The sequence below is a fragment of the Nostoc sp. MS1 genome (assembly GCF_019976755.1).
Taxonomy (GTDB): domain Bacteria; phylum Cyanobacteriota; class Cyanobacteriia; order Cyanobacteriales; family Nostocaceae; genus Trichormus.
Map to the genome: position 1 here is coordinate 6000603 of NZ_AP023441.1, position 24266 is coordinate 6024868.

Consider the following 24266-nt stretch of genomic DNA (forward strand, 5'->3'; position numbering starts at 1 on the left):
GGAATCAAGAAGAGCTTCTCAGCATTTTTCTGTATGATCTGCCGAATCTAACTACATGCAACATTTTACCACCACTACACATTCTTAATATTTTTCTTCTCAGAGGCTGGGTTGGTGGCAGTATGAGTCCCAAATTTATGTGGCAACCCTTTGAACTATCTGAGCAAGAGTATCAAGAGATTTTGCCCAAACTTCTCAATCCTAATTGGGCAGTATTATGTAAAAAGCTGTGGCGCATCAGACTACCGATGAAACTTGATCCAGAATTTGATACTATTGGCGATCGCTATACATGGATGGCATTGATTAGCGAAAAACATAGAGTCAATTCACTTGCAGAAGCAGAAAAATATAGCCGTAGCCAGTCGTAGGTATCGCTAGAATTTTGATTTATTCCCTAAAATCGCATTAGGCTTATTGTATCCATCCAAACAAAAGACTGTCTTGTTGCTCGTCTGTGATCTAGTATCACTACAGCAACTTACTATTCATTCTAACTTCCACCAATGCTAGGTAATTTTCAACAAAGTCAACTACGAATCGAAATTGCAGCACCAGCCAAAGCCATTCATGATAGCTTGCTGCATCCAGCGCAACTTGAAAAATGGTTGATAGGACAACGCTTTGCGCCAGGAACACCAGATGAACTACACACAGGGTTGCAATTTACAACCTGGACTGGTCCTGTAGCCGTACATCATCGCGTAGATATAGCCAAATTAAACTGTCTGCGCTTGCTACTCAGTGGCGGTATCGATGGTTTTCATGAATGGTACTGGGGAGACGGTTGGGTACAGTCACGCTTAGAAGGGGTTTCACTATTACCTTTGAACTTGGCTCAAACCCTGAGTTTACTGAGTTTGCGCCAATATTTAACAAATCAAGGAAATAACAACCCCTAATCTTCAGCACATAACACTTGCTCAACTGTTAATTTCAACTCTGGAAAAGTTGGAGATTGAATAAACTCTGTACCAACAAACTCCACTGGTTCATACAATTCTTCAATCAAGGTGAAAACAGTCATCTTGTTACTTAACAAGTCAACAATCCAATACTCTGGAATGTTGAGAACATTGTATTCAACTCGCTTGGCTCGATAATCTACAATTTTTGTTGATTCACTTACAACTTCCACTACTAACAAAGGAGGTGATTCATTCAGTTTAATCACCGCTTCTCTATTCCGTCAATCTCGCCATTGAGCTAAAGGAATCACAACTACATCGGGGATTCTCAATGTATCCCATTTCCCTGCACGGGGAGAGCGAACACCAACAACCATTTGTTGAGAAGTCCAATCTAAATTTTTACGACGAATTTCATAGCGAAAAGAGTTTTTGAGAAAACCCACCACAGCCCCATGTTGTCCAGTTCCTAGACTCACAGGGATTAATTCTCCATTAACTAATTCATAACAAGTATCAGTCCCATCATTATAAGCAAGATACTCTGCAAGAGTTAGCTTTTTAGTAACTGCTGGGGTTGTAGTCATGGCATTAGTTTACTTTTAACTCTACTCTAACCTTCAGCTTCAATTTGGCTTGACTACTAAAACTGAACAATTAGCTTCTTCTACTACTTGATTGCTAACAGAACCTAATACTATTCGCTTCATTCCAGTTAAGCCACGGCTACCAATAATAATTAAGTCTGTTTGATAAATATTAGCTAGACGTATAATCTCTTGGGCTGGGTCGCCTGTTACTAGTTCTAATTCCGTTTTAACTGATAAATTCTCTTGGTAAGCTTGCAATTGCTTTTCAATTTGAAAATAAGAAACTGTTGTAGATTCTGGATGAGGACGATCTGCTGGTAATTCTATTTCTGAATCGGCTGTAGGAAACACATGACAAAGAACCACTGTGCTGTCTGGTGCTAATATTAACTCATCTAAAGTTTGAACTACTCGTGAGGCAATTTCTGAAGTATCCAGTGCTACCAGAACATTTTTTATCATTGTTATTATCTCCTCCAGAATAGACCACCCAATAATTCGCAATTCGTAATTTGAGAATTATGTTACATATTTTGATGAGATGATTTTGATTGTGTTATGAAATTTGTGTTCACCTAATTTCTGTTACAGTAAGACCTGTAACTAATTACTAAGACAACCAATACACTCAACGTATATAAATTATTCCTTGTTTTTGTAACATTGAATTATAGAATAGAAATTAATAATTCGTAATTACAAATTATTATTCGTCTTGCTGAACTCGTCGTCGGACTGAATCAGCATGGGAAGGTAAGCCTTCGGCTGTGGCTAAAGCGTCAATGGCTCCAGCTACTTTGTTGAGGGCTGTTTGAGAGTATTGAATAATACTGGAATGTTTGAGGAAAGTTTCTACGCCCAAGGCAGAAGCATAACGAGCAGCACCAGATGTAGGTAAGGTATGACTGGGGCCTGCTAGATAATCTCCTATGGCTTCTGGTGTGGAATAACCAAGGAAAATTGCTCCTGCATGGCGAATATTGGGTAACACAGCCCAAGGGTCTTTAACCTCTAACTCTAGGTGTTCTGGTGCAAATTCATTTGCCAGTTCTGCGGCTGCTTCTAAGGATTCTACTAGAACAATTAAACCGTAGTGAGCCAAGGCTTTTTCTGTATCAATCCGTCTTGGGTGGTCTACTAACTGTCTTTCTACTGCTAGTTGCACATTCTTGGCTAAACCTGGGTCTGTAGTTAATAAAATTGCCGCCGCCATTGGGTCGTGTTCTGCCTGTGCCAACATATCACTAGCTACATGAACAGGATTTGCTCCTTCATCGCCAATAATTAGCACTTCACTAGGCCCTGCTAAAGCATCGATCCCCACAGTGCCGTACACTAATTTCTTCGCCAAAGTTACATAGATATTACCAGGCCCGACAATCACATCTACTTTGGGAATTGTCTCTGTACCATAAGCTAATGCTGCGATCGCCTGCGCCCCTCCTACGCGATAAATCTCTTGCACACCAACTTCTTGGGCTGCTACTAACACAGCCGGACTTATCGCTTTCTGCGCTCCTGGCGGTGTCGCTATCACTATCCTGGGTACACCCGCCACCTTCGCCGGAATTGCGTTCATCAGCACTGTACTAGGATAGGCTGCACGCCCACCAGGAACATACAAACCCGCCCGATCTATAGGGGTGTAACGTTTGCCCAGCACGATATCATCATCGCCAAAATGTACCCAGCTTTTAGGGACACGCTGACGATGAAACGCTTCAATTTGCCGAGAAGCTAACCGAATGGCCTCCAACAGTTCCTTTGATACCTGTTGATAAGCTGCGTCCAGTTCCGAGCCTGTAACGCGCAATTCTTCAGCCTTGAGAATTTGATTGTCAAATTCATCTGTGTAGTGCAGAACAGCTTTGTCGCCTTGGCGCTTAACTGCTTGCAACACTTCTCGCACCGTTGCTTCCTTGTGAAGCACCTGTTCGTCATGAGTGCGATCGCAGATCCTTTGCAGTTCTGCTATAACATCTGCCTGCTGAGTAATGATTCGCAGCATGGAGTAAGGACAATGCCAAAATTTTAGAATATACCCGCCTGAGAATTATTTTTTCTCTTTACCCCAAAGGATGCCAAGTCTAATCTAATTCTCTTCTCTAGCTTAACCTGGATTTTTTTGATACTCCCAAGACTTCCAGCACCTGAGTTATTCCAAGTTAAAGATCCAAAATGGAAAATGTCATCCATAACATCTGACATGCTTGCTTCTAGTTGGTATTGCTTGAGAGGGCGGTAAATTTCTCAGTCCGCGCCTTGAATAGCTACGGCAGGGACTAGGAGCGCCAATACCTAAATTCCCTTCAACCCTTCTCCTATAATTTACAAGGATAGTAGGCTCTGAAATAAGTTTTAATTATGTTTATTTGTTAGTAACTAGCTTTTCTTGTACGTATACGATGAATCAGGTTTATAACGTTACTCCAGCCGATTAACTCTTACCGTGTTGAACGAAAGTACATTCATTACTAGTAGCGAACTAAACAACTGGTACTCTTAGCTTCTGACTTATTTCAGCAGAATCTTAGAGCATAGATATTTTTTGATTAGAGTACCTTATTCTAAACTGTTTTCTTCGGTTTAGCACACTCATTATGATGAGTGCTGAGTAGAGAGTGCTGTTAGCGGTAGCGGGGCGTTCAGCCCGTGCTTAGTAATAAATTTCCCCCTCATCTCCCTCATCTCCCGGTTGGTTAGCGTAGACGTACCACTCCGTGGAAGCAAGCTACGCGGAGCGTGGCGTTTAGCCACACCACATCTCCCCCCTGCCCACGAAAAATTTATCCCAAATTCTATTATTGGCAGTTTAGATGCTATATTAGTAAGTCTAGTAGTGTGTGTACATATATTTTTCTTTTTGGAATCGACTGTGGCCAATAATAAGTCTGCTCTTAAACGCGCCGAAATCGCAGAACGTAACAGGCTGCGTAACAAAGCCTATAAATCATCAGTTAAGACGCTGATGAAAAATTACTTGAGTGCTGTACAAATATATGCAGCTAATCCTAGCCCAGAATCAAAACAGGAAGTGCAAACTCGCCTAGCTGCGGCTTACAGCAAAATCGACAAAGCAGTCAAAAGGGGCGTACTCCATCCCAACAACGGGGCAAGGAAAAAGTCCAGACTCGCCAGCAAACTCAAGCCCATCGAGCAAACAGCTTAATAGTCCAAGAGTCAATAGTCCACAGTCAACAGTTGCACCAACTATGGACTATGGACTATTGACTGTTGACTAATGACTAAAAATGCAGCTAATCGACACCCACGTACACATAAATTTTGACACCTTCCAACCGGATTTAGCAGCCGTGCGATCGCGCTGGCAAGAAGCAGGAGTTGTGCGCCTAGTGCATTCCTGTGTTGAGCCTGCGGAATTTGCCAGTATTCAAGCTATAGCTCATCAATTTCCAGAAGTCAGTTTTGCTGTAGGGTTACATCCTTTAGATGCCGATAAATGGCAAAGTGATACAGCCGAGCAAATATTATCATTGGCTCGTTCCGACTCTAAGGTAGTAGCAATTGGGGAAATGGGGCTAGATTTTTACAAAGCCGATAACTATGAGCAACAGTGCATAGTATTTGAGGCACAATTAGAAATAGCTGCCCAGTTGAATTTACCCGTGATTATCCACTGTCGGGATGCTGCGTCTGCGGTAAAAGAAATCTTGGAAAAATGGCAACAGCGTGAGCAGATTCGGGGTGTGATGCACTGTTGGGGCGGTACGCCAGAGGAAACCCAATGGTTTGTTGATTTAGGCTTTTATATTAGCTTTAGCGGTACAGTTACATTTAAAAGTGCCAAGGCAATTCAAGCCTCAGCCGCAATGGTAAGTAGCGATCGCCTACTCATTGAAACAGACTGTCCCTTCCTTGCGCCAGTTCCCAAACGGGGCGAAAAGCGCAACGAGCCTGCTTACGTTCGTCACGTAGCCGAACAAGTAGCGCATCTACGGGGAGAAACACTAGAGGCGATTTGTGAGCAAACAACCAAAAATGCCTGTAAATTGTTTGGTCTGGTATTATAGTTGCTGGTTCATCTTTTAGGTCGTAATAAAATAAATAAACCGTTAGGAGGACAAAAATATGTTAAGATTATTCCCTCCAAAACATTTTGTGTGCGTCATAATGATAAAGGAAGAAACTAAAAACTTCTCAGCTTGATTTTGTAAAGTGATCAACTTGACCATCCTCATACCTCTACAAGCGGATGCTCTCAATCGCTGACTAATATAGTAAGTACATTGAGATAGACCTTGACCACGGATTGCCTGTTACTAATTGAATCTATAGAAAACTCTTAAAAGAAATTGCCTTGTGATTAAAACCCAACAAAATCAGGCCATTTTAACTCAAAACCTCCATAACGCGGCTCATTTCCTCTATTGCGAGATACCACCGCGAGTATAAAAAGCTGCACAGAGCAAATTAACGCGCTTTTGGGAGGGGAAGTGAGAAAAGCAAAGAAAATTCAGATATCTGTCAAACAGTTGCTGCTGGGGAATCGGCTGCATGGCTGGATAGGGAGATCATTGACTGGCTACAAGGGGTTACGTCCCTCTTGTCAAAATCTCCCTATGCAGTTTCAATTACTCCGTTTGCCCTTGCCTGAATTGCAGGCCAGATAGAGGAGAAGTTCCCAAACGGCTAATGACACTAACTTTAGTGTCATCTAAAAAATTTAACCAGGTTGACAAAGGTAGAGGCATGATTAGCGAAAATTATATTGAACCCGCCTTTTTGTTGCCCGACTTGATTGAAATCCAGCGAGCAAGCTTTCGCTGGTTTTTAGAAGAAGGGCTGATAGAAGAGCTTAACTCCTTTAGTCCTATTACAGACTATACAGGCAAATTAGAACTGCATTTTTTAGGACATAATTACAAACTTAAGGAGCCGAAGTACAGCGTTGAGGAAGCGAAACGTCGTGATAGTACCTATGCTGTACAAATGTATGTTCCCACCCGCCTGTTGAACAAAGAAACAGGGGACATCAAAGAACAAGAAGTATTCATCGGGGATCTGCCTTTGATGACCGATCGCGGTACGTTTATTATTAACGGAGCCGAACGGGTAATTGTCAACCAGATTGTGCGATCGCCTGGAGTTTACTATAAATCAGAAATCGACAAAAACGGTCGCCGCACATATTCAGCCAGCCTCATACCTAACCGGGGTGCATGGTTGAAGTTTGAAACAGACCGGAACGATTTGGTGTGGGTACGGATCGACAAAACCCGCAAACTCTCAGCCCAGGTACTATTGAAGGCATTAGGCTTATCAGATAACGAAATTTTTGATGCCCTGCGCCACCCTGAGTATTTCCAAAAAACCATCGAAAAAGAAGGGCAGTTTTCCGAAGAAGAAGCCCTGATGGAACTGTACAGAAAACTCCGTCCTGGTGAACCTCCAACTGTATTAGGTGGACAACAGTTATTAGACTCCCGCTTCTTTGACCCCAAACGTTATGACTTGGGTAGAGTTGGGAGATACAAACTCAACAAGAAACTGCGCCTATCTGTTCCTGATACCGTCCGCGTGCTTACCCCTGGCGATATCTTGGCAGCCGTCGATTACCTGATCAACCTAGAATACGATATCGGTAGCGTTGACGACATTGACCACTTAGGCAACCGTCGGGTGCGAAGTGTTGGTGAATTGCTGCAAAACCAAGTCAGAGTAGGGTTAAATCGCTTAGAAAGAATAATTCGGGAACGGATGACCGTATCCGATGCGGAAGTACTAACACCGGCATCATTGGTTAACCCCAAACCCTTGGTAGCAGCTATTAAGGAATTTTTCGGTTCCAGCCAATTAAGTCAGTTCATGGATCAAACAAATCCCTTAGCAGAACTGACCCACAAACGCCGTCTGTCAGCCCTTGGCCCTGGTGGTTTGACCAGAGAACGGGCAGGCTTTGCGGTGCGAGATATTCACCCCTCCCACTACGGTCGGATCTGTCCCATTGAGACACCAGAAGGCCCCAACGCTGGTTTGATTGGTTCCTTGGCAACCCACGCCCGCGTTAACCAGTACGGCTTCTTAGAAACTCCATTTAGACCGGTGGAAAATGGCAAGGTGTTATTTGACCAACCAGCCGTATACATGACCGCCGACGAGGAAGACGACCTGCGGGTAGCACCAGGGGATATTCCCGTAGATGAAAATGGACAAATCATTGGTCCCCAAGTACCAGTCCGTTACCGCCAAGAGTTCTCCACCACTACACCAGAACAAGTAGACTACGTAGCTGTATCTCCAGTACAAATCGTTTCCGTAGCCACCAGTATGATTCCCTTCTTGGAACATGACGACGCTAACCGCGCCCTCATGGGTTCCAACATGCAACGGCAAGCAGTACCCCTCCTCAAACCAGAACGTCCTTTGGTGGGAACAGGCTTAGAAGCCCAAGGCGCGAGAGACTCCGGGATGGTGATTGTCTCCCGTACTGATGGGGATGTTGTCTACGTGGATGCTACAGAAATCCGTGTCCGAGTCAGTGGACAATTGCCAGTTGCTAGTGGCAAATCTACTGATAACGGACAAATGACATCTGGCAAAGGACAGGAGATTCGTTACACCCTGTCTAAGTACCAACGTTCTAACCAAGATACCTGTCTCAACCAAAAACCCCTGGTGCGGATTGGTGAACGGGTAGTTGCTGGTCAGGTGTTAGCTGATGGTTCCTCTACAGAAGGTGGGGAATTGGCGCTAGGACAAAATATTGTCGTCGCTTATATGCCTTGGGAGGGATATAACTACGAAGACGCGATTTTGATTTCTGAGCGGTTAGTACAGGATGACATTTATACCTCAATTCACATTGAAAAATACGAAATTGAGGCACGCCAAACCAAGCTAGGCCCAGAAGAAATCACCAGAGAAATTCCCAACGTTGGGGAAGATGCTTTGCGTCAATTAGATGAGCAAGGAATCATCCGCATTGGGGCTTGGGTAGAAGCTGGCGACATCTTGGTAGGTAAAGTGACACCTAAAGGTGAATCCGACCAACCACCAGAAGAAAAACTATTACGGGCGATATTCGGTGAAAAAGCGCGGGATGTGCGCGACAACTCCCTACGTGTACCCAACGGTGAAAAAGGCCGCGTTGTAGACGTGCGCTTATTTACCCGCGAACAAGGGGATGAATTACCACCAGGGGCGAACATGGTCGTCCGGGTGTACGTAGCTCAGAAGCGGAAAATCCAAGTGGGTGACAAAATGGCGGGTCGTCACGGTAATAAGGGGATTATTTCCCGCATATTACCGATGGAAGATATGCCTTATTTGCCCGATGGTTCCCCTGTAGATATCGTACTGAACCCCTTGGGTGTACCGAGCCGGATGAATGTTGGACAAGTATTTGAATGTCTTTTGGGCTGGGCTGGTCATACCTTGGGTGTGCGGTTTAAGATTACCCCCTTTGATGAAATGTATGGGGAAGAGTCATCTCGCCGCATTGTGCATGGCAAATTGCAAGAAGCCAGAGACGAGACAGGGAAAAATTGGGTGTACAACCCAGATGATCCCGGCAAAATCATGGTGTTCGATGGTCGGACAGGCGAAGCCTTTGACCGCCCAGTAACTATCGGCGTGGCTTATATGCTGAAGCTGGTACACCTAGTGGACGACAAGATTCACGCCCGTTCTACAGGCCCTTACTCCTTGGTTACACAGCAACCTCTGGGTGGAAAAGCACAACAAGGTGGTCAGCGCTTTGGAGAAATGGAAGTGTGGGCGCTGGAAGCCTTCGGCGCAGCTTATACCTTGCAAGAATTGCTGACGGTGAAATCCGACGATATGCAGGGACGGAACGAAGCATTAAATGCGATCGTTAAAGGTAAGGCTATTCCTCGTCCCGGAACACCAGAATCCTTCAAGGTATTGATGCGAGAACTACAATCTTTGGGCTTAGATATCGCTGTACACAAGGTAGAAACCCAAGCAGATGGTAGTTCCTTAGATGTGGAAGTTGATTTGATGGCAGACCAAGCATCCCGTCGCACACCACCCAGACCAACCTACGAATCGCTTTCCCGCGAATCCTTGGATGATGATGAGTAGAGAGTGCTGAGTGATGAGTGCTGAGTAATTAATTGCTCAGTAACTCGCACTCAAAACTCAAAATCTCTTGATTCATTACTTTTAACTAAATACTTTACTCAAAACTCATAACTCAGAACTCAGCACTTAAGTATGAGACCCGCCCAAACTAATCAGTTTGACTACGTTAAAATCGGCTTGGCATCACCAGAACGTATTCGCCAATGGGGTGAGCGTACATTACCCAATGGTCAGGTCGTAGGTGAAGTTACCAAACCAGAAACGATAAATTATCGGACTCTCAAGCCAGAAATGGATGGCTTGTTTTGTGAGCGCATCTTTGGCCCAGCGAAAGATTGGGAATGCCACTGTGGTAAGTATAAGAGAGTCCGCCATAGAGGTATTGTCTGTGAGCGTTGCGGCGTGGAAGTTACCGAATCACGGGTACGCCGTCACCGCATGGGATTTATTAAACTGGCTGCACCAGTAGCCCACGTTTGGTATCTCAAAGGGATTCCTAGCTACATCTCCATTCTCTTGGATATGCCTTTGCGGGATGTAGAACAGATTGTATATTTCAACTCTTATGTTGTTCTCAGCCCCGGTAATGCTGAAACCTTAAGCTACAAGCAATTACTGAGCGAAGACCAGTGGTTAGAAATTGAAGACCAAATCTACAGCGAAGACTCTCAGTTGCAAGGTGTAGAGGTAGGTATTGGTGCGGAAGCACTGCTGCGCTTGCTGGCTGATATTAATTTAGAAGAAGAAGCAGAAAGGCTCCGGGAAGAAATTGGCAGTGCGAAAGGACAAAAACGCGCCAAACTGATCAAGCGCCTACGGGTAATTGACAACTTCATCGCTACTGGTTCTAAACCAGAGTGGATGGTGATGACCGTGATTCCTGTGATTCCTCCAGACTTGCGCCCAATGGTGCAGTTGGACGGTGGACGCTTTGCTACCAGCGACTTGAATGATTTGTATCGCCGCGTAATTAACCGGAATAACCGTTTAGCAAGATTGCAAGAAATTCTTGCACCGGAAATTATCGTGCGGAACGAAAAGCGGATGCTCCAGGAAGCTGTAGACGCTTTGATTGATAACGGTCGTCGGGGACGCACTGTAGTCGGTGCAAATAACCGACCCCTGAAATCTTTGTCCGACATCATTGAGGGTAAGCAAGGACGTTTCCGGCAAAACTTGTTAGGTAAACGGGTTGACTACTCTGGACGTTCTGTAATTGTGGTTGGGCCAAAACTACAGATTCACCAATGCGGTTTGCCTAGAGAAATGGCGATCGAACTATTCCAGCCATTTGTTATTAATCGCCTAATTCGTAGTGGGATGGTGAATAACATCAAAGCTGCGAAGAAACTAATTTCTCGGAATGATCCTAGTGTTTGGGATGTACTGGAAGAGGTGATTGAGGGACACCCAGTCATGCTAAACCGTGCGCCTACACTGCACCGTTTGGGTATTCAGGCGTTTGAACCAATTCTGGTAGAAGGTCGCGCAATTCAACTCCATCCTTTGGTGTGTCCAGCTTTTAACGCTGACTTTGACGGCGACCAAATGGCGGTACACGTTCCCCTATCTCTGGAAAGTCAGGCGGAAGCGCGGTTATTAATGCTGGCTTCTAACAATATTCTCTCACCCGCTACAGGTAGACCGATTATTACACCTAGCCAAGATATGGTGTTAGGTGCTTACTACTTGACGGCAGAAAACCCAGGCGCTACCAAAGGTGCAGGTAAATACTTTGCTTCTCTTGACGACGTAATTATGGCGTTCCAGCAAGAGCAAATTGACTTGCATGCCTATATCTACGTGCGGTTTGACGGCGAAGTAGAATCTGACCAAGCAGACAACGAACCTCTGGAAGTCATCAATAACGAAGACGGTAGCCGGACTGTAATGTATAAGTACCGCCGAGTCAGAGAAGACGCTCAGGGAAATTTACTTTCTCAGTATATTCGCACAACTCCAGGTCGTGTTATTTACAATAAAGCGATTCAAGAAGCACTTGCAAGTTAGGGAGTAGGGAATAGGGAGTAGGGAGTAGGGTATTTTACCTCTCACTACTCCCCACTCACCACTCCCCACTCCCTGCCAATGACTAAGGACTAATGACTAATGACTAACGAAAAGATGGTTTTTCGCAATCGCGTCGTTGATAAAGGTCAACTGAGAAATTTGATTTCTTGGGCGTTCACTCATTATGGAACGGCGCGTACCGCAGTGATGGCGGATAAGTTGAAGGATTTGGGCTTCCGCTATGCTACTAGGGCTGGGGTTTCTATCAGTGTTGATGATTTGATGGTTCCACCTAGTAAGCGCAGTCTTCTGGAAGCTGCTGAAGAAGAAATTCGCGCTACTGAAGTCCGTTACCAACGCGGTGAAATTACGGAAGTTGAACGTTTCCAAAAGGTAATTGATACTTGGAACGGTACTAGTGAGGCTCTGAAGGACGAGGTAGTTACCCACTTCAAACAAACCAACCCCCTCAACTCTGTATACATGATGGCGTTCTCTGGGGCGCGGGGTAATATCTCTCAGGTGCGTCAGTTGGTGGGTATGCGGGGTCTGATGGCAGATCCGCAAGGGGAAATTATCGACTTACCCATCAAAACTAATTTCCGCGAAGGTCTCACTGTAACAGAATACATTATTTCGTCTTACGGTGCGAGAAAGGGTCTGGTAGATACAGCGTTACGTACCGCCGACTCTGGTTATCTCACTCGCCGTCTGGTGGACGTATCCCAAGATGTGATCATTCGGGAAATTGATTGCGGTACTACTAGAGGGATTCCCGTCCGGGCGATGACCGAAGGTAACAAAACCCTAATTAAGCTATCTACACGCTTGTTAGGACGGGTGATAGGCGAGGATGTAATTAATCCTACGACAAAAGAAGTTGTTGCTCCACGCAACACCCCCATTTCTGATGACTTAGCCAAGGACATCGAGAAGGCTGGGGTGAAGGAAGTTGTCGTGCGATCGCCTCTCACCTGTGAAGCCGCCCGTTCTGTGTGCCAACACTGCTACGGTTGGAGTTTGGCTCACGCCAAGATGGTAGACTTAGGGGAGGCTGTAGGTATTATCGCTGCTCAAAGTATCGGTGAACCTGGAACCCAGCTAACCATGCGGACATTCCACACCGGGGGTGTGTTCACCGGGGAAGTAGCGCAACAAGTACGTTCCAAAGCCGATGGAACTATCAAGTTACCTAAGAAGCTACGGACAAGACCCTACCGGACTCGTCACGGGGAAGATGCTTTATTTGTAGAAAGCAATGGGATTATGATTCTGGAACCTCGTAAAGAAGGTTCAGAAACTCCACCACCTCAAGAAGTTCAAGTGACCCAAGGTTCCACAATCTATATTACTGATGGACAACAGGTCAAACAAGGTCAATTATTAGCGGAAGTAGCCCTTGGTGGTCGGACTACCCGGACTAATACAGAAAAAGCCGTGAAAGATGTGGCTTCTGACTTAGCTGGGGAAGTGAAGTTTGCTGAGGTCGTCCCAGAACAAAAGACAGACCGTCAAGGTAACACCACAACTACAGCCGCCAGAGGTGGTTTGATTTGGATTCTCTCTGGGGAAGTGTATAACTTGCCACCTGGGGCGGAATTGGTGGTGAAAAATGGCGATCGCGTCGAAACTAACGGTGTCCTTGCAGAAACTAAGCTAACAAGTATACATGGTGGGGTAGTACGTTTACCAGAAGCAACTCCTGGTAAGAGTACCAGAGAAATCGAAATCATCACCGCTTCGGTAGTTCTAGACCAAGCAACCGTTACCGTTCAAAGTTCCCAAGGTCGCAACAACTACTTAGTTACCACTGGCAACAACCAAGTATTTAACCTGCGGGCAACTCCAGGCACAAAAGTACAAAACGGTCAAGTGGTGGCTGAATTGATCGATGACCGCTACCGCACAACTACAGGTGGTTTCCTGAAGTTCTCTGGCGTAGAAGTCCAGAAAAAAGGTAAAGCCAAGCTGGGTTACGAAGTGGTACAGGGTGGAACTCTGTTATGGATTCCTGAAGAAACCCACGAAGTCAACAAAGACATCTCCTTGCTGTTGGTAGAAGATGGTCAGTTTGTCGAAGCTGGTACGGAAGTTGTTAAAGACATCTTCTGTCAAAACAGTGGTGTGGTAGAAGTCACCCAGAAAAACGACATTCTCCGGGAAGTTGTAATTAAGCCGGGTGAACTGTTGATGGTAGACGATCCAGAAGCAGTGATCGGTAGAGATAACACCTTGCTACAACCAGGAGAAGAACTGTTAGGGCAAGTGGCGACAGAACTACGTTACATCCAGTATGTAGAATCACCAGAAGGCCCAGCACTGTTAAGCCGTCCAGTTGTGGAGTTTGCTGTACCTACTACTCCTGATGTACCATCTACTACATCTGTCAGCCAACAAACCGGACGTTCAATTCAACTACGCGCAGTACAAAGACTTCCCTACAAGGATTCTGAACGGGTCAAGTCTGTGGAAGGTGTGGAACTGCTACGTACTCAATTAGTATTAGAAATTGAGCAGGAAGGCGAACAAGAACACAATGCTTCTCCGCTAGCGGCAGACATTGAGTTAATCCCTGACGCTGAAAGTGCAGACGTTCAACGCTTGCAACTGGTAATTCTGGAATCCTTGGTACTGCGGCGTGATATTGCGGCTGATGCTACTCAAGGTAGTACCCAGACAAGTTTAGAAGTACAAGATGGGCAAACCATCGTTCCTGGTGCTGTCGTCGCCCGTACTCAAATCCTCTCGAAAGAAGGTGGGATTGTTCGGGGTGTCCAGAAGGGAACAGAAGCAGTACGCCGTTGTTTAGTGTTACGTCACAGTGACATGATAACGCTGAATACCAGTACTCAACCCAAGGTTAAAGCTGGTGATTTAATCGTCGCCGGTACAGAAATTGCCTCTGGTGTCTTTGCCGAAGAATCTGGACAAATTGTCTCAGTGAAAAATGCGGCTGAAAGTTCCAGTAATCAAGAAGCAGGACTCAGCACTAAGAACTATGCTGTAACTATCCGTGCTGGTCGTCCCTACCGAGTCAGCCCCGGTGCAGTATTGCAGATAGAAGATGGTGATTTGGTACAACGGGGCGATAACTTGGTGTTGCTGGTGTTTGAACGGGCGAAAACTGGAGACATCATCCAAGGTTTGCCTCGAATTGAAGAACTACTAGAAGCCCGGAAACCCAAGGAAGCTTGTATCTTAGCTAAACGGGGTGGGGAAGTTAAGGTAGTATACGGTGATGGTGATGAAGCGATCGCCATCAAAATTATCGAATCCAATGGTGTCGTCACCGATTACCCCCTTGGCCCTGGACAAAACCTAGCCGTATTAGATGGTTCTCATGTATTAGCCGGTCAAACATTGAGTGACGGGCCTTCCAACCCCCACGAAATTCTGGAAGTGTTCTTCAGCTTGGGTTCGGAAGATGGTGTTTATGCTTGCGCCAGCCATGCCTTACAGAAGGTGCAAACCTTCCTCGTGAATGAAGTACAGATGGTTTACCAATCCCAAGGTATTGACATCGCCGACAAACACATCGAAGTGATTGTGCGCCAGATGACCAACAAGGTACGGATTGATGATGGTGGTGATACTACCATGCTTCCGGGTGAGTTGGTGGAACTGCGCCAAGTCGAGCAGGTGAATGAAGCGATGGCTATTACTGGCGGTGCAAGAGCGCAATACACACCAGTATTGTTAGGTATCACCAAGGCATCCTTGAACACCGACAGCTTCATTTCTGCGGCATCTTTCCAAGAAACAACACGGGTTCTCACAGAAGCAGCCATTGAGGGTAAATCTGACTGGTTGCGTGGTTTGAAAGAAAACGTGATTATCGGACGATTGATTCCTGCGGGAACTGGTTACAACACCTATGATGAACCAGGAATGCTCGAAGATTATTCCACCCTGGAAACTACCAGTGTGTTAGATGAAACCGATGATCCACTCGATATGGTGTTGGATGATCGTACAGCTCGCGCCTACAACCTAGATGCTCCCACACTTGGAGATGGTGGATTTAACAGCCGTCGCTCAATTCTTGATGATGAGTTGATTGCTGATGACATCCAAGATATACAGGATCTAGTAGAGGATGAGGAAGTCGATGATGATTATGAAGATGATGACGACGAAGAGGACGATGAATACTAAAGTCTAATAGTCAACATCTAAATTAAAAAGGCAAAAGAATTACTTCTTTTGCCTTTTTGTTGATAAGATTTTGAGAAATGTTTATAGTCAGCACTTAGGACTTAGCGTTTGATGGACAAGGACTAAAGTCCTTACTACAAACATTAATCATTAGCAACTTTGCGGTAAGAAGTGTAATATACTTTCCCGCCTGTATCTGGGACAAAATGGCAAGCCAAAGAAGAACGCCACAGTGCTTTCCAAATTGGTTCTTCGGACTTGCGGTAATATTCACCCATTACTGGTTTAATCGCCTCGGTTGCTTTCAGCAAGTTGTAGTGAGGGATGTTTAAGAAAATGTGGTGCGCTACGTGAGTACCGATATCGTGATGGATATGATTTACTAAACCGTAGTTGCGGTCAATGCTGGAAATTGCACCTTTGAGGAAAGTCCAATCTTCGCCACGATACCAAGGTATATCAGCTTCGGTATGGTGGAGAAAAGTCACCAAATCTAGCCAAATTACAAACACGATATAGGGTGCGGCATAGTATTTCAATAACCACATCCAACCCCATTGATAGGTGAGGAATCCTAACAAGCCAACCATGCAAGTCCAGAGAACTGTACTGGTGATGACATCCCATTTTTCGGAAGGCTTAAATAGCGAACTACTAGGCGAGAAATGAGAGCCTTCTTTATTAGGAGAACGCTTAAATAAATATACTGGATACGCCAACAAAAAGGCGTAATAGCGCCCAATCTTTTGCGCTGTAGGCATTTCTTTATATTGGGATTCTGTCACAGGATACCAGCTTTCATCGTTATCAATATTGCCAGTATTTTTATGATGTGTCCTATGACTGATACGCCAACCGTGATAGGGAACTAAAATTGGTGTATGAGATAGATGACCTATTAAATCATTGAGCCATTTATGTTTGGAAAATGATTGGTGTCCGCAGTCATGTCCAACCACAAATAATGCCCAAAACATAGTTCCTTGCATCAGCCAGAAAATTGGCCAGAAGTACCAAGAATCTACATAATGAGCGATCGCATATAAAACACCAATAATTAGCACATCACGAAAAAAGTAAAACAGTGATTTGCTAACATTAGGTTGAAAACATTCAGCCGGGATAGCGGCTTTTAAATCCTGAAGGGTAAATGGCAGTGTCGTATTCTCTGACTGTTCAAAGTTAGGAGAATTATCTGAGGGGATTGTGGTTAATTGCACTTGATTCTGCTTTGAAATGTAAACCGGACTTTTTAAGGTATGAAAAATTAAGCTTCAGCAATGTCTGCGAAGCTATTGATCGCATATCCAAGAAATAACTTCTGGCAATTTACTTGGTAGTTATGAGTAAATAGAAAATTGCCAGAATCTGTTGATTTGACAGAATATTTGATTTTATCTTGGCTTTTGGACACTAGTTGAGCGCCTAGTTAATATTACTAGCTAGAGGTACTAGCGTCCTGCGTAATATTCATTAAATGTTTGATAGCCAATATCTGTTTTATAAAGTTGACATTGGTCTGTAATTTGCTTCATTAAAGGCCAAGAGAACTTTAATTCATCATGCAGATAAGGTTCCCAATTTTCTTTAATGCTGCTATAAGCTAACCGCAAATTATAGGAAGGAATAGCAGTAGAAAGGTGATGGGGAACATGAACGTTGATATCATGACAAAGCACTTCTACCCATTTGGGATAATCGCAATGAATAGTCCCAAATAACTGTGCCATTGCTTCATGCCATTTGTTCTCTGCTTCAAAGGGAACGTCGGGGAAGGTATGGTGAACAATGGTGAAGGTACTCATCCAGAAGTGATACACCAGCCAAGGTACAAACCAAAATTTAACAAATCCCCAAATTCCAGTTGTAGCGATGAGGATGGGGAAAGTAACTGCGGCAAATAATACAACTACAGCCACAGAAAGTTTGACATCAGATTGGTCTTTAGCTTTGAAGTTTTTGGCATCAAAGTGTACTACTGCCCAATGTCCAATGGAACCTACCCACCAGAAGCGTTTACGCATGAACAACTCAAAGGCAGACTGGCGAGTTTTATCCCAACTAGAAAAAACTTCTGGTCTGATGGGATGCCAAGCATTATCTTCATCCAACTTGTTTGTATGTTTGTGATGATGATTATGCTTAATCCGCCAACTATGAAATGGATAAATTAGAGGCATCATAAATAAATGCCCTACTAAATCATTTACCCAACGACGTTTGGCAAATGAACGGTGTCCGCAGTCATGACCAATAACAAAAAAACCTGTTAAAGCCGTACCTGTAAAAATCCAAGCTATAGGTAAGAGAAACCAGGGACTAATTGCTATAGTCCAATAACCCAAACCTGCCATGACCACACTCAGCAAGGCTTGTGTCCATGCTTTTTTTTGGTTCTTTTGAAAACATTCTTTGGGTAAAGTTTTGATAATATCTTTCAGCCTTAGTTCGGGATTATTAAGGCGATTTTCTATTTCTTGATTTTTGATTATCGATGTAGTCATGAAAACCTGAAGAACAAAAAAACTCCTCTACCAAGCCACCACAAAAGTAACTTGTCACAAGATGCTATTCATAGCAATTCCAGCTACCCAAGCACGCTCGTTTGTAGTTTTTAAAGGCTATTTAAGAACTGACGAGTGGATATTTGGTTGCGAAAAAATTACTAAGTCATTAGTCATTTTTCAGACAAACAACTAATGACACATAATAAACCAATTACTGCTTTTTGTCTGCTAGTTTAACGTTACTTGCTAGACCCAATATTTGCAGTAATTGAATTGTCATCCAAGTCATATCAATTTCCCACCATTCCAACCCGTGCCGGGCTGAATATTGAAAAGCGTGGTGGTTATTGTGCCAGCCTTCGCCAAACACGAGTACAGCTACCCACCAACAGTTAGTTGATCTGTCACCAGAGTCATAACTGCGATAGCCGAATTTATGAGTAGCACTGTTGACTAACCAAGTGCAGTGGTAAACCCAGACGATGCGAACGAAAATTCCCCAGACAACAAAAGACCAGCCGCCCAAATATAAAAGCAATAAACCCAATGCAATTTGGATGAATATGAAATATTTCTGTAAAAACTGATAAACTGGGTCTTCGGCAATATCTTTGGTAAAACGAGGAACATCAGCGTGGGAAGGAGAATGATAAATTAGCCAACCCATATGGCTCCACCAGAAACCTTTGTTGGAATCATGGGGATCGGGATCAGTATCGGAATGTAAATGATGAATGCGATGTGTACCAATCCACTCGATTGGGCCTCCTTGACACGCAAGAGTCCCGCAAAGCATTAGGAAATATTCCAACCACTTGGGAGTCTGGAAACTGCGGTGAGTAACTAGGCGATGAAAGCCTAAAGTAATACCCAAGCCACCAGTGATCCAGTAAAGCAATAAAGCCACACCAACTGCCGCCCAGCTGAAGTTACCAGGCACAAAGGCGAATAAAGCGCCGATGTGTAGCCCAAGGAAAAATAGGGTATTTACCCAATTGATTTGAGGTTTAGTTGAAGTAGCAATTGTCATGCAGTAATCCGAATTTAAAATTTGTCAGCCTAGTTTGTGCGAGTGATCGCATTTGTATAGTTTTTTGTTAACGAGGAAGTAATGAACAGCTTGGAATATCTGCGGCAAGCAGAACAAGCACTGATAGAGATTTTTTCGGGAATTGACGCTCAGGTCAAGCAAAATCTTCAAAGAGTGCTGTCAGCCTTTCGTAATCAGCGTGTAGGAGCGCACCACTTTGCTGGTGTAAGTGGTTACGGTCACGATGATTTAGGTAGAGAAACTTTGGATAAAGTTTTTGCCGAAGTAATGGGGGCTGAAGCTGCGGCGGTGCGAGTGCAGTTTGTTTCTGGAACTCATGCGATCGCTTGCGCCTTATTTGGTGTACTTCGTCCTGGTGATGAAATGTTGGCAGTGGTTGGTTCCCCCTACGATACACTCGAAGAAGTTATTGGTTTACGGGGTCAAGGTCAAGGCTCCCTTATTGAGTTTGGCATAAAATACCGACAATTAGAGCTAACTTCTGAAGGATCTATAGATTGGTTAGCGTTAAGCAATAGCATCAGCGATCGCACTCGCTTAGTTTTAATTCAACGTTCTCGTGGTTATTCTTGGCGACCTAGCCTATCAATTGCTGATATTGAAAAAATTGTTAATTTAGTCAAACAGCAAAATCCAAATACTGTTTGCTTTGTTGATAACTGCTATGGCGAATTTATTGAAACCAAAGAACCTACCCATGTTGGTGTTGATTTAATGGCGGGTTCCTTGATTAAAAATCCTGGTGGGACTATTGTCACAGCTGGTGGTTATGTCGCTGGACGCGCTGACTTGGTAGAAGCTGCTGCTTGCCGCCTCACTGCTCCTGGTATTGGTAGTTATGGTGGGGCGACCTTTGATCAAAATCGTCTTTTATACCAAGGATTATTTTTATCCCCGCAGATGGTGGGTGAGGCGATGAAGGGAACTCACCTTACAGGTTATGTATTTGACAAACTTGGATATCAGGTTAATCCTGCACCTTTTGCACCCCGTGGTGATGTAATTCAAGCGATTAAATTAGGTTCTGCCGAGAAGTTGATTGCTTTCTGTAAAGCCATACAACAAAATTCTCCTGTGGGTTCTTATCTAGACCCTGTTCCTGATGCTATGCCGGGGTATGAGAGCCAGGTAGTCATGGCTGGGGGAACGTTTATTGAGGGCAGTACCTTAGAATTTTCGGCGGATGGGCCTTTGCGTGAGCCTTATGTAGTGTACTGCCAAGGGGGTACTCATTGGACTCATGTGGCGATCGCACTTGAGGCGGCGATTGATGCTGTGGGGAGTAGGGAGTAGGGAGTGGGAGGAGACGAGGGAGATGAGGGAGATATACTTACTCATCACTCATTACTCATCACTTTTCTAATTTCTATCAATTGCGTCTCTTGTGGTTTTATATGCTTCAATGAATGTTCGGAAAGATTCTTCTGATATTTCATCTGCAATTAATCTTTGTGCTACTTCTCTCAGAATTACATCAATTTTTTGTTGTAGTAAATCTTTTTGCTGCATATCGTAATTGAGTAACTCGACAATTTCCTTAATGTACTTCGCTGCTAGTTCTCTTTGCTTCTTATCAATATTTTCTTGGTCAAATTTTGCTTCACGTTCTAGGGCTTCCCTAGTAGTTTTATACGCTTCGTTAAAAGTTCTAAAAGACTCTTGAGAAATTCTTTCTTGAATTAGGGCTTTAGCGGCGGCGTTAAAAGCTTCATCAAGTAGTTGTTGCCTAAAAACTACATCACCTATACTTTCATTCATCAATTTGATGGCTGATTCAATATATTCATCAGCCTCATTTTTTTTGCGGCTTTCTACCCAAATTTTTATTTGTCGCAGCCAAGAAGAAATTAGTAAAGCAACTGTCAGAAGCAAAGCTACATAGTCAGCGTGTTCTTGGATAAACGAAGGTTGACTTTGCTCGTAGAAAGCGATCGCTCCTGGATGAATCGGAGGAATACCAGGACTATTGGTAGTATCGGGCTGACTAATGGTAGCTACTAAAGGTTTTACTTCTGGATGATTGGTATCAACAACATTAGCTATTTCTCGCCGATTTTCAAATATAATTTGAGTTATTTCTTGAATAACATCTTGATCTACTTTATTACTAGCGAGTAATAATCTCGATACTGCTACCGTTGGTATATCTGTTTCTGGTATTGGCAGATTACCTCCATAGGCTCCTTCGGGAATTGTGGCACTTTCTAAGGCTGGATGCAGAATTTTCATTGCTTCTGCTTGTTCAATTGGCACTAATCTGCCGCTAGATTCTTGTACAAGTGTAGATATACTTCTATTACCTAAAGCACGGACGCGAAATAGAGCATCTGCTTTTTTATCGAGAAAATCTTTATCTGCTAAACCATCGTTATAAGCAGGATTAGGTTTACCATTACTATCTAAACCTGTAATTTTTAAATCTTTTTCACTTAAGCCAAAATGCTTGGCTACTTGTTTAAAAGATTCATATTGTCCACCTTTTGCTGGGAGAGCAATTGTTTTCCCTCTGAGTTGAACAAATTTTTTAATATTGGGATCTCTAACTACTAGCTGAAATAGGTCTTTATATAATACGACTACAGTGCGTTCTGCCACTTGTAAGTTCGGCTCAGATAATTGAGGATTACGGTTTCTGATTGTATTTATTTCTTCTGTAATTACATCAGTCTGAGCAGTTGCTAAATCCGCTTCGCCTTTTTCTAATTTTTCTAAATTTTCTTTTGTTCCACCAGTGGCTACTACATCAATTTGAATGTTGGATTTGCGTTCAACTACTTCTTCGATTGCTTTACTGATGATATAACTTTCTCCTTTTTCATCTCCAGCAACAAGGATAAGTTTAGTACCGCTAAATCGATTTATAAAATTAAAACTAATAAATACTAATAAAGTTCCACTTGCCAGTCCTAACGAGAGAAGACCAAGCTTAGATACAGAGTCAATATCGCTAAAGCGTAAAGGAGTTTTGAACGCTGCCATATATGCAAATTCGGTTGCTTTAACAAGGCGCTTTACCGTCAATAATCCTCACACTTAGTTATTTATACTAATTTAAGTATAAGTTATGAATAAGTTAATTTTTTAACAACTAGGTGAAAAATAGAAAGGCCGTGCTGGCCCCGATGGTTTAAGAAAAGCTCACGCAAAGGCGCATTCGCGTAGCGTCTGTCTACGACACGCTGCGCGAACGTAGAGAAGGCGCAAAGAAGGAAGAAAAAATGAGGGAAAATGAGATCGCTAAGGAGATTGTTGATGCTGCATACAAGATTCACACAACTTTGGGGCCTGGTTTATTGGAATCTGTGTATGAGGCGGTGTTGGCTTACGAGTTGGAAAAGCGGGGGTTACGGGTGGCAAGGCAGCAAGCTATTCCAGTAGTTTATGAAACTGTACATTTAGAGGAAGGGTTTCGAGCAGATTTGATTGTTGAAAATCAGGTGATTGTCGAACTTAAGTCAGTCGAAACCGTACACCCCGTACACAAAAACAACTGCTAACTTACCTTCGCCTTGCTAATAAGCGCCTTGGCTTACTCATAAACTTTGGTTCCTTCCTAATCAAAGATGGAATCACAAGAGTTGTAAACAACTTATAACCTTACATAAAGACGCAAAGATTCTAAACATTCCTTTGCGTCTTCTCTACGTTCGCGCAGCGTGTCGTAGACAGACGCTACGCGAATGCGCCTTTGCGTGAGCCATTACTCAGGTAACTTATACTGCCCAACGATACGCTTGGCAAACTCAGGTACATGAGCTTCTAACTTCTCCCCATGATTCCGCTTCACATACAAATAATTCCTTGTAAAGTGGGAATCAATTGAAAATCTGGCGTACTCCAAACCTTTAGGGCCAATTTTGTCAATCACCACACCCATAAGTTTTGCTGCCCACATAGGCAGAGTTACACCCTTATCATAGGCGGGTATCCCCTGCTGTACGGCTTCTTTCCTATTTCCCTGAGACATCACAGGCTGGGTATCCAACTGGTCTTTTACTAAGTCCAGCATTTCTTTACCAGTATCATTTCTAACTACAATCCACTGCCAGCCGAAGGGTGCGCCCATATAACCAACTACTAAATCGGCTAGGGAGTTGACGTAATCAAAGCAACTCATGCAGGAAGGCGCAAAAACATCTTTGAGTTGGTTAGTTTTCAACCCAAAGAAGGGTACTTTCTCAATTGAGCCATCCTCATGCTTGAAGTGAATGCGGAAATCCTGCATGAACTCATAGTGTACGACTGTATCAGGCGATCGGCTGGTGGTTTCTAAGAACTTTTGCAGTCCAGCACGGCTGACGTTATCTACGCATGGTGTACCTAAAACGTAAAGCTTTTCTAAGCCTAGTTTTTTCTCTACAGCACGTAACGCCTGAATTTGGCAACCTACACCAATTACTAATAGTCGCTTCATCCCTGATTTTTCCACCTGTTCCAGTATGGAAAGGTTAGGGGAGAGTGTAGGCTTATTTACCCGTGCTGCCAGTATTTCCTCTGGGGTACGAGCAATCACAGGCATCGGTTGGAAGCGGTCTTCTTTGGTGTTCTGCACACAGACAACGCCTTCAACTAAGCCGCGATTCAGCATTTCTATGGCAATGGTGCTGACTATACCAGTCCATTGTGCGCCTTCGATGGGTTGTTGTTTCTTCGCTGCCATCATGTCTTGATGCACACCGAAGTAGAGTTCATCGGGGTTATCGAGGTCGCGCGATCGCGTATGGGTTTCTTCTTCCAGTGTATCTATTTGCTGGGTAATAAAAGCGCAGGCTTCCTTGACATAGTGAATGTAGTATGTATCGCACAGTCCACATTCGCTGCATAGTTCTTTGGCTGGGCGACGGCTACCGGGTTTTAAGGCTTTAGCTTTTTGGTGAGGAGTAAGCGAGGTCATATTAAGCGCAATTTGTTATCTCAAAACTTAAGATAGCGGAAGCTCGCACCCAATACAAAATTGAGAGACAAAAATCTAGAATTTATT

At 43.9% G+C, this 24266-nt stretch carries 13 protein-coding genes and 3 pseudogenes; 8 read left to right on the forward strand and 8 right to left on the reverse strand.

Translation table 11 applies throughout. The annotated features are described in order from the left end of the window. The first annotated feature begins 122 nt into the window (after nt 1–122). Both NSMS1_RS25810 and NSMS1_RS25815 read left to right on the forward strand, forming a co-directional pair. Entirely contained in the window at nt 123–371 is a 249-nt protein-coding gene (locus NSMS1_RS25810; protein WP_224087527.1) for a hypothetical protein, read from the forward strand. 135 nt (nt 372–506) lie between these two features. Next, nucleotides 507–902, forward strand: a complete 396-nt coding sequence (locus tag NSMS1_RS25815; protein ID WP_224087528.1) for a hypothetical protein — start codon at nt 507–509, stop codon at nt 900–902. On the opposite strand, the pseudogene NSMS1_RS25820 reads toward NSMS1_RS25815, so the two are convergent. The 3 genes and pseudogenes from NSMS1_RS25820 to hisD all read right to left on the reverse strand — a co-directional run bounded on the left by NSMS1_RS25820 (nt 899) and on the right by hisD (nt 3506). Further along, nucleotides 899–1495, reverse strand: a pseudogene (locus NSMS1_RS25820) (Uma2 family endonuclease). The gene NSMS1_RS25815 and the pseudogene NSMS1_RS25820 sit on opposite strands and share 4 nt — an antisense overlap. 39 nt (nt 1496–1534) lie before the next feature. After that, entirely contained in the window at nt 1535–1960 is a 426-nt protein-coding gene (locus NSMS1_RS25825; RefSeq protein WP_224087529.1) for a universal stress protein, read from the reverse strand. Between the two features lie 244 nt (nt 1961–2204). Then, the gene (hisD, locus tag NSMS1_RS25830; protein ID WP_224087530.1) at nt 2205–3506 is read right to left on the reverse strand and encodes a histidinol dehydrogenase; all 1302 of its coding nucleotides are present in this window, start codon (nt 3504–3506) and stop codon (nt 2205–2207) included. 867 nt (nt 3507–4373) lie between these two features. Here hisD and rpsT point away from each other — a divergent pair. From rpsT to NSMS1_RS25850, 4 genes and pseudogenes are all read left to right on the forward strand, one after another. Further along, nucleotides 4374–4667: a 30S ribosomal protein S20 gene (gene rpsT / locus NSMS1_RS25835; protein ID WP_224095354.1), complete on the forward strand. Its 294-nt coding sequence runs from the start codon at nt 4374–4376 to the stop codon at nt 4665–4667. 82 nt (nt 4668–4749) lie between these two features. Beyond that, nucleotides 4750–5529, forward strand: a complete 780-nt coding sequence (locus NSMS1_RS25840; RefSeq protein WP_224087531.1) for a TatD family hydrolase — start codon at nt 4750–4752, stop codon at nt 5527–5529. 679 nt (nt 5530–6208) lie between these two features. Beyond that, nucleotides 6209–9562, forward strand: coding sequence for a DNA-directed RNA polymerase subunit beta (rpoB, locus tag NSMS1_RS25845; protein ID WP_224095355.1), 3354 nt, complete (start codon nt 6209–6211; stop codon nt 9560–9562). 132 nt (nt 9563–9694) lie between these two features. Then, nucleotides 9695–15727 (forward strand): annotated as a pseudogene (locus NSMS1_RS25850) (DNA-directed RNA polymerase subunit beta''). Nucleotides 15728–15870: 143 nt separating this feature from the next. Here NSMS1_RS25850 and NSMS1_RS25855 read toward each other — a convergent pair. The 3 genes from NSMS1_RS25855 to NSMS1_RS25865 form a co-directional block, all read right to left on the reverse strand. Beyond that, on the reverse strand, nt 15871–16947 hold the full coding sequence (locus tag NSMS1_RS25855) for a fatty acid desaturase (RefSeq protein WP_224087532.1): 1077 nt from the start codon (nt 16945–16947) through the stop codon (nt 15871–15873). Between the two features lie 231 nt (nt 16948–17178). Continuing rightward, entirely contained in the window at nt 17179–18231 is a 1053-nt protein-coding gene (locus NSMS1_RS25860; protein ID WP_224087533.1) for a fatty acid desaturase, read from the reverse strand. 214 nt (nt 18232–18445) lie between these two features. Then, complete coding sequence (locus NSMS1_RS25865; RefSeq protein ID WP_224087534.1) at nt 18446–19264, reverse strand: acyl-CoA desaturase; 819 nt, start codon at nt 19262–19264, stop codon at nt 18446–18448. A gap of 81 nt (nt 19265–19345) precedes the next feature. On the opposite strand from NSMS1_RS25865, the gene NSMS1_RS25870 reads away from it, so the two are divergent. Next, nucleotides 19346–20578 (forward strand): aminotransferase class I/II-fold pyridoxal phosphate-dependent enzyme, encoded by a 1233-nt coding sequence (locus NSMS1_RS25870; protein WP_224087535.1) that lies wholly within the window; start codon nt 19346–19348, stop codon nt 20576–20578. A gap of 66 nt (nt 20579–20644) precedes the next feature. On the opposite strand, the gene NSMS1_RS25875 is transcribed toward NSMS1_RS25870, so the two are convergent. Further along, complete coding sequence (locus NSMS1_RS25875; protein ID WP_224087536.1) at nt 20645–22264, reverse strand: TAXI family TRAP transporter solute-binding subunit; 1620 nt, start codon at nt 22262–22264, stop codon at nt 20645–20647. Between the two features lie 239 nt (nt 22265–22503). Here NSMS1_RS25875 and NSMS1_RS25880 point away from each other — a divergent pair. Next, a pseudogene (locus NSMS1_RS25880) lies at nt 22504–22880 on the forward strand (GxxExxY protein). Nucleotides 22881–22985: 105 nt separating this feature from the next. Here the strand turns inward: NSMS1_RS25880 and NSMS1_RS25885 are convergent. Further along, nucleotides 22986–24179 (reverse strand): Coenzyme F420 hydrogenase/dehydrogenase, beta subunit C-terminal domain, encoded by a 1194-nt coding sequence (locus tag NSMS1_RS25885; protein ID WP_224087537.1) that lies wholly within the window; start codon nt 24177–24179, stop codon nt 22986–22988. Nucleotides 24180–24266 lie beyond the last annotated feature (87 nt).

Coding starts and splice junctions, on each gene's coding strand:
- NSMS1_RS25885 (WP_224087537.1), bottom strand. CDS start 24,179: ATGACCTCGCTTACTCCTCACCAAAAAGCTAAAGCCTTAAAACCCGGT.
- NSMS1_RS25875 (WP_224087536.1), bottom strand. CDS start 22,264: ATGGCAGCGTTCAAAACTCCTTTACGCTTTAGCGATATTGACTCTGTA.
- NSMS1_RS25865 (WP_224087534.1), bottom strand. CDS start 19,264: ATGACAATTGCTACTTCAACTAAACCTCAAATCAATTGGGTAAATACC.
- hisD (WP_224087530.1), bottom strand. CDS start 3,506: ATGCTGCGAATCATTACTCAGCAGGCAGATGTTATAGCAGAACTGCAA.
- rpoB (WP_224095355.1), top strand. CDS start 6,209: ATGATTAGCGAAAATTATATTGAACCCGCCTTTTTGTTGCCCGACTTG.
- NSMS1_RS25810 (WP_224087527.1), top strand. CDS start 123: ATGAGTCCCAAATTTATGTGGCAACCCTTTGAACTATCTGAGCAAGAG.
- NSMS1_RS25870 (WP_224087535.1), top strand. CDS start 19,346: ATGAACAGCTTGGAATATCTGCGGCAAGCAGAACAAGCACTGATAGAG.
- NSMS1_RS25840 (WP_224087531.1), top strand. CDS start 4,750: ATGCAGCTAATCGACACCCACGTACACATAAATTTTGACACCTTCCAA.
- NSMS1_RS25825 (WP_224087529.1), bottom strand. CDS start 1,960: ATGATAAAAAATGTTCTGGTAGCACTGGATACTTCAGAAATTGCCTCA.
- NSMS1_RS25815 (WP_224087528.1), top strand. CDS start 507: ATGCTAGGTAATTTTCAACAAAGTCAACTACGAATCGAAATTGCAGCA.
- NSMS1_RS25860 (WP_224087533.1), bottom strand. CDS start 18,231: ATGACTACATCGATAATCAAAAATCAAGAAATAGAAAATCGCCTTAAT.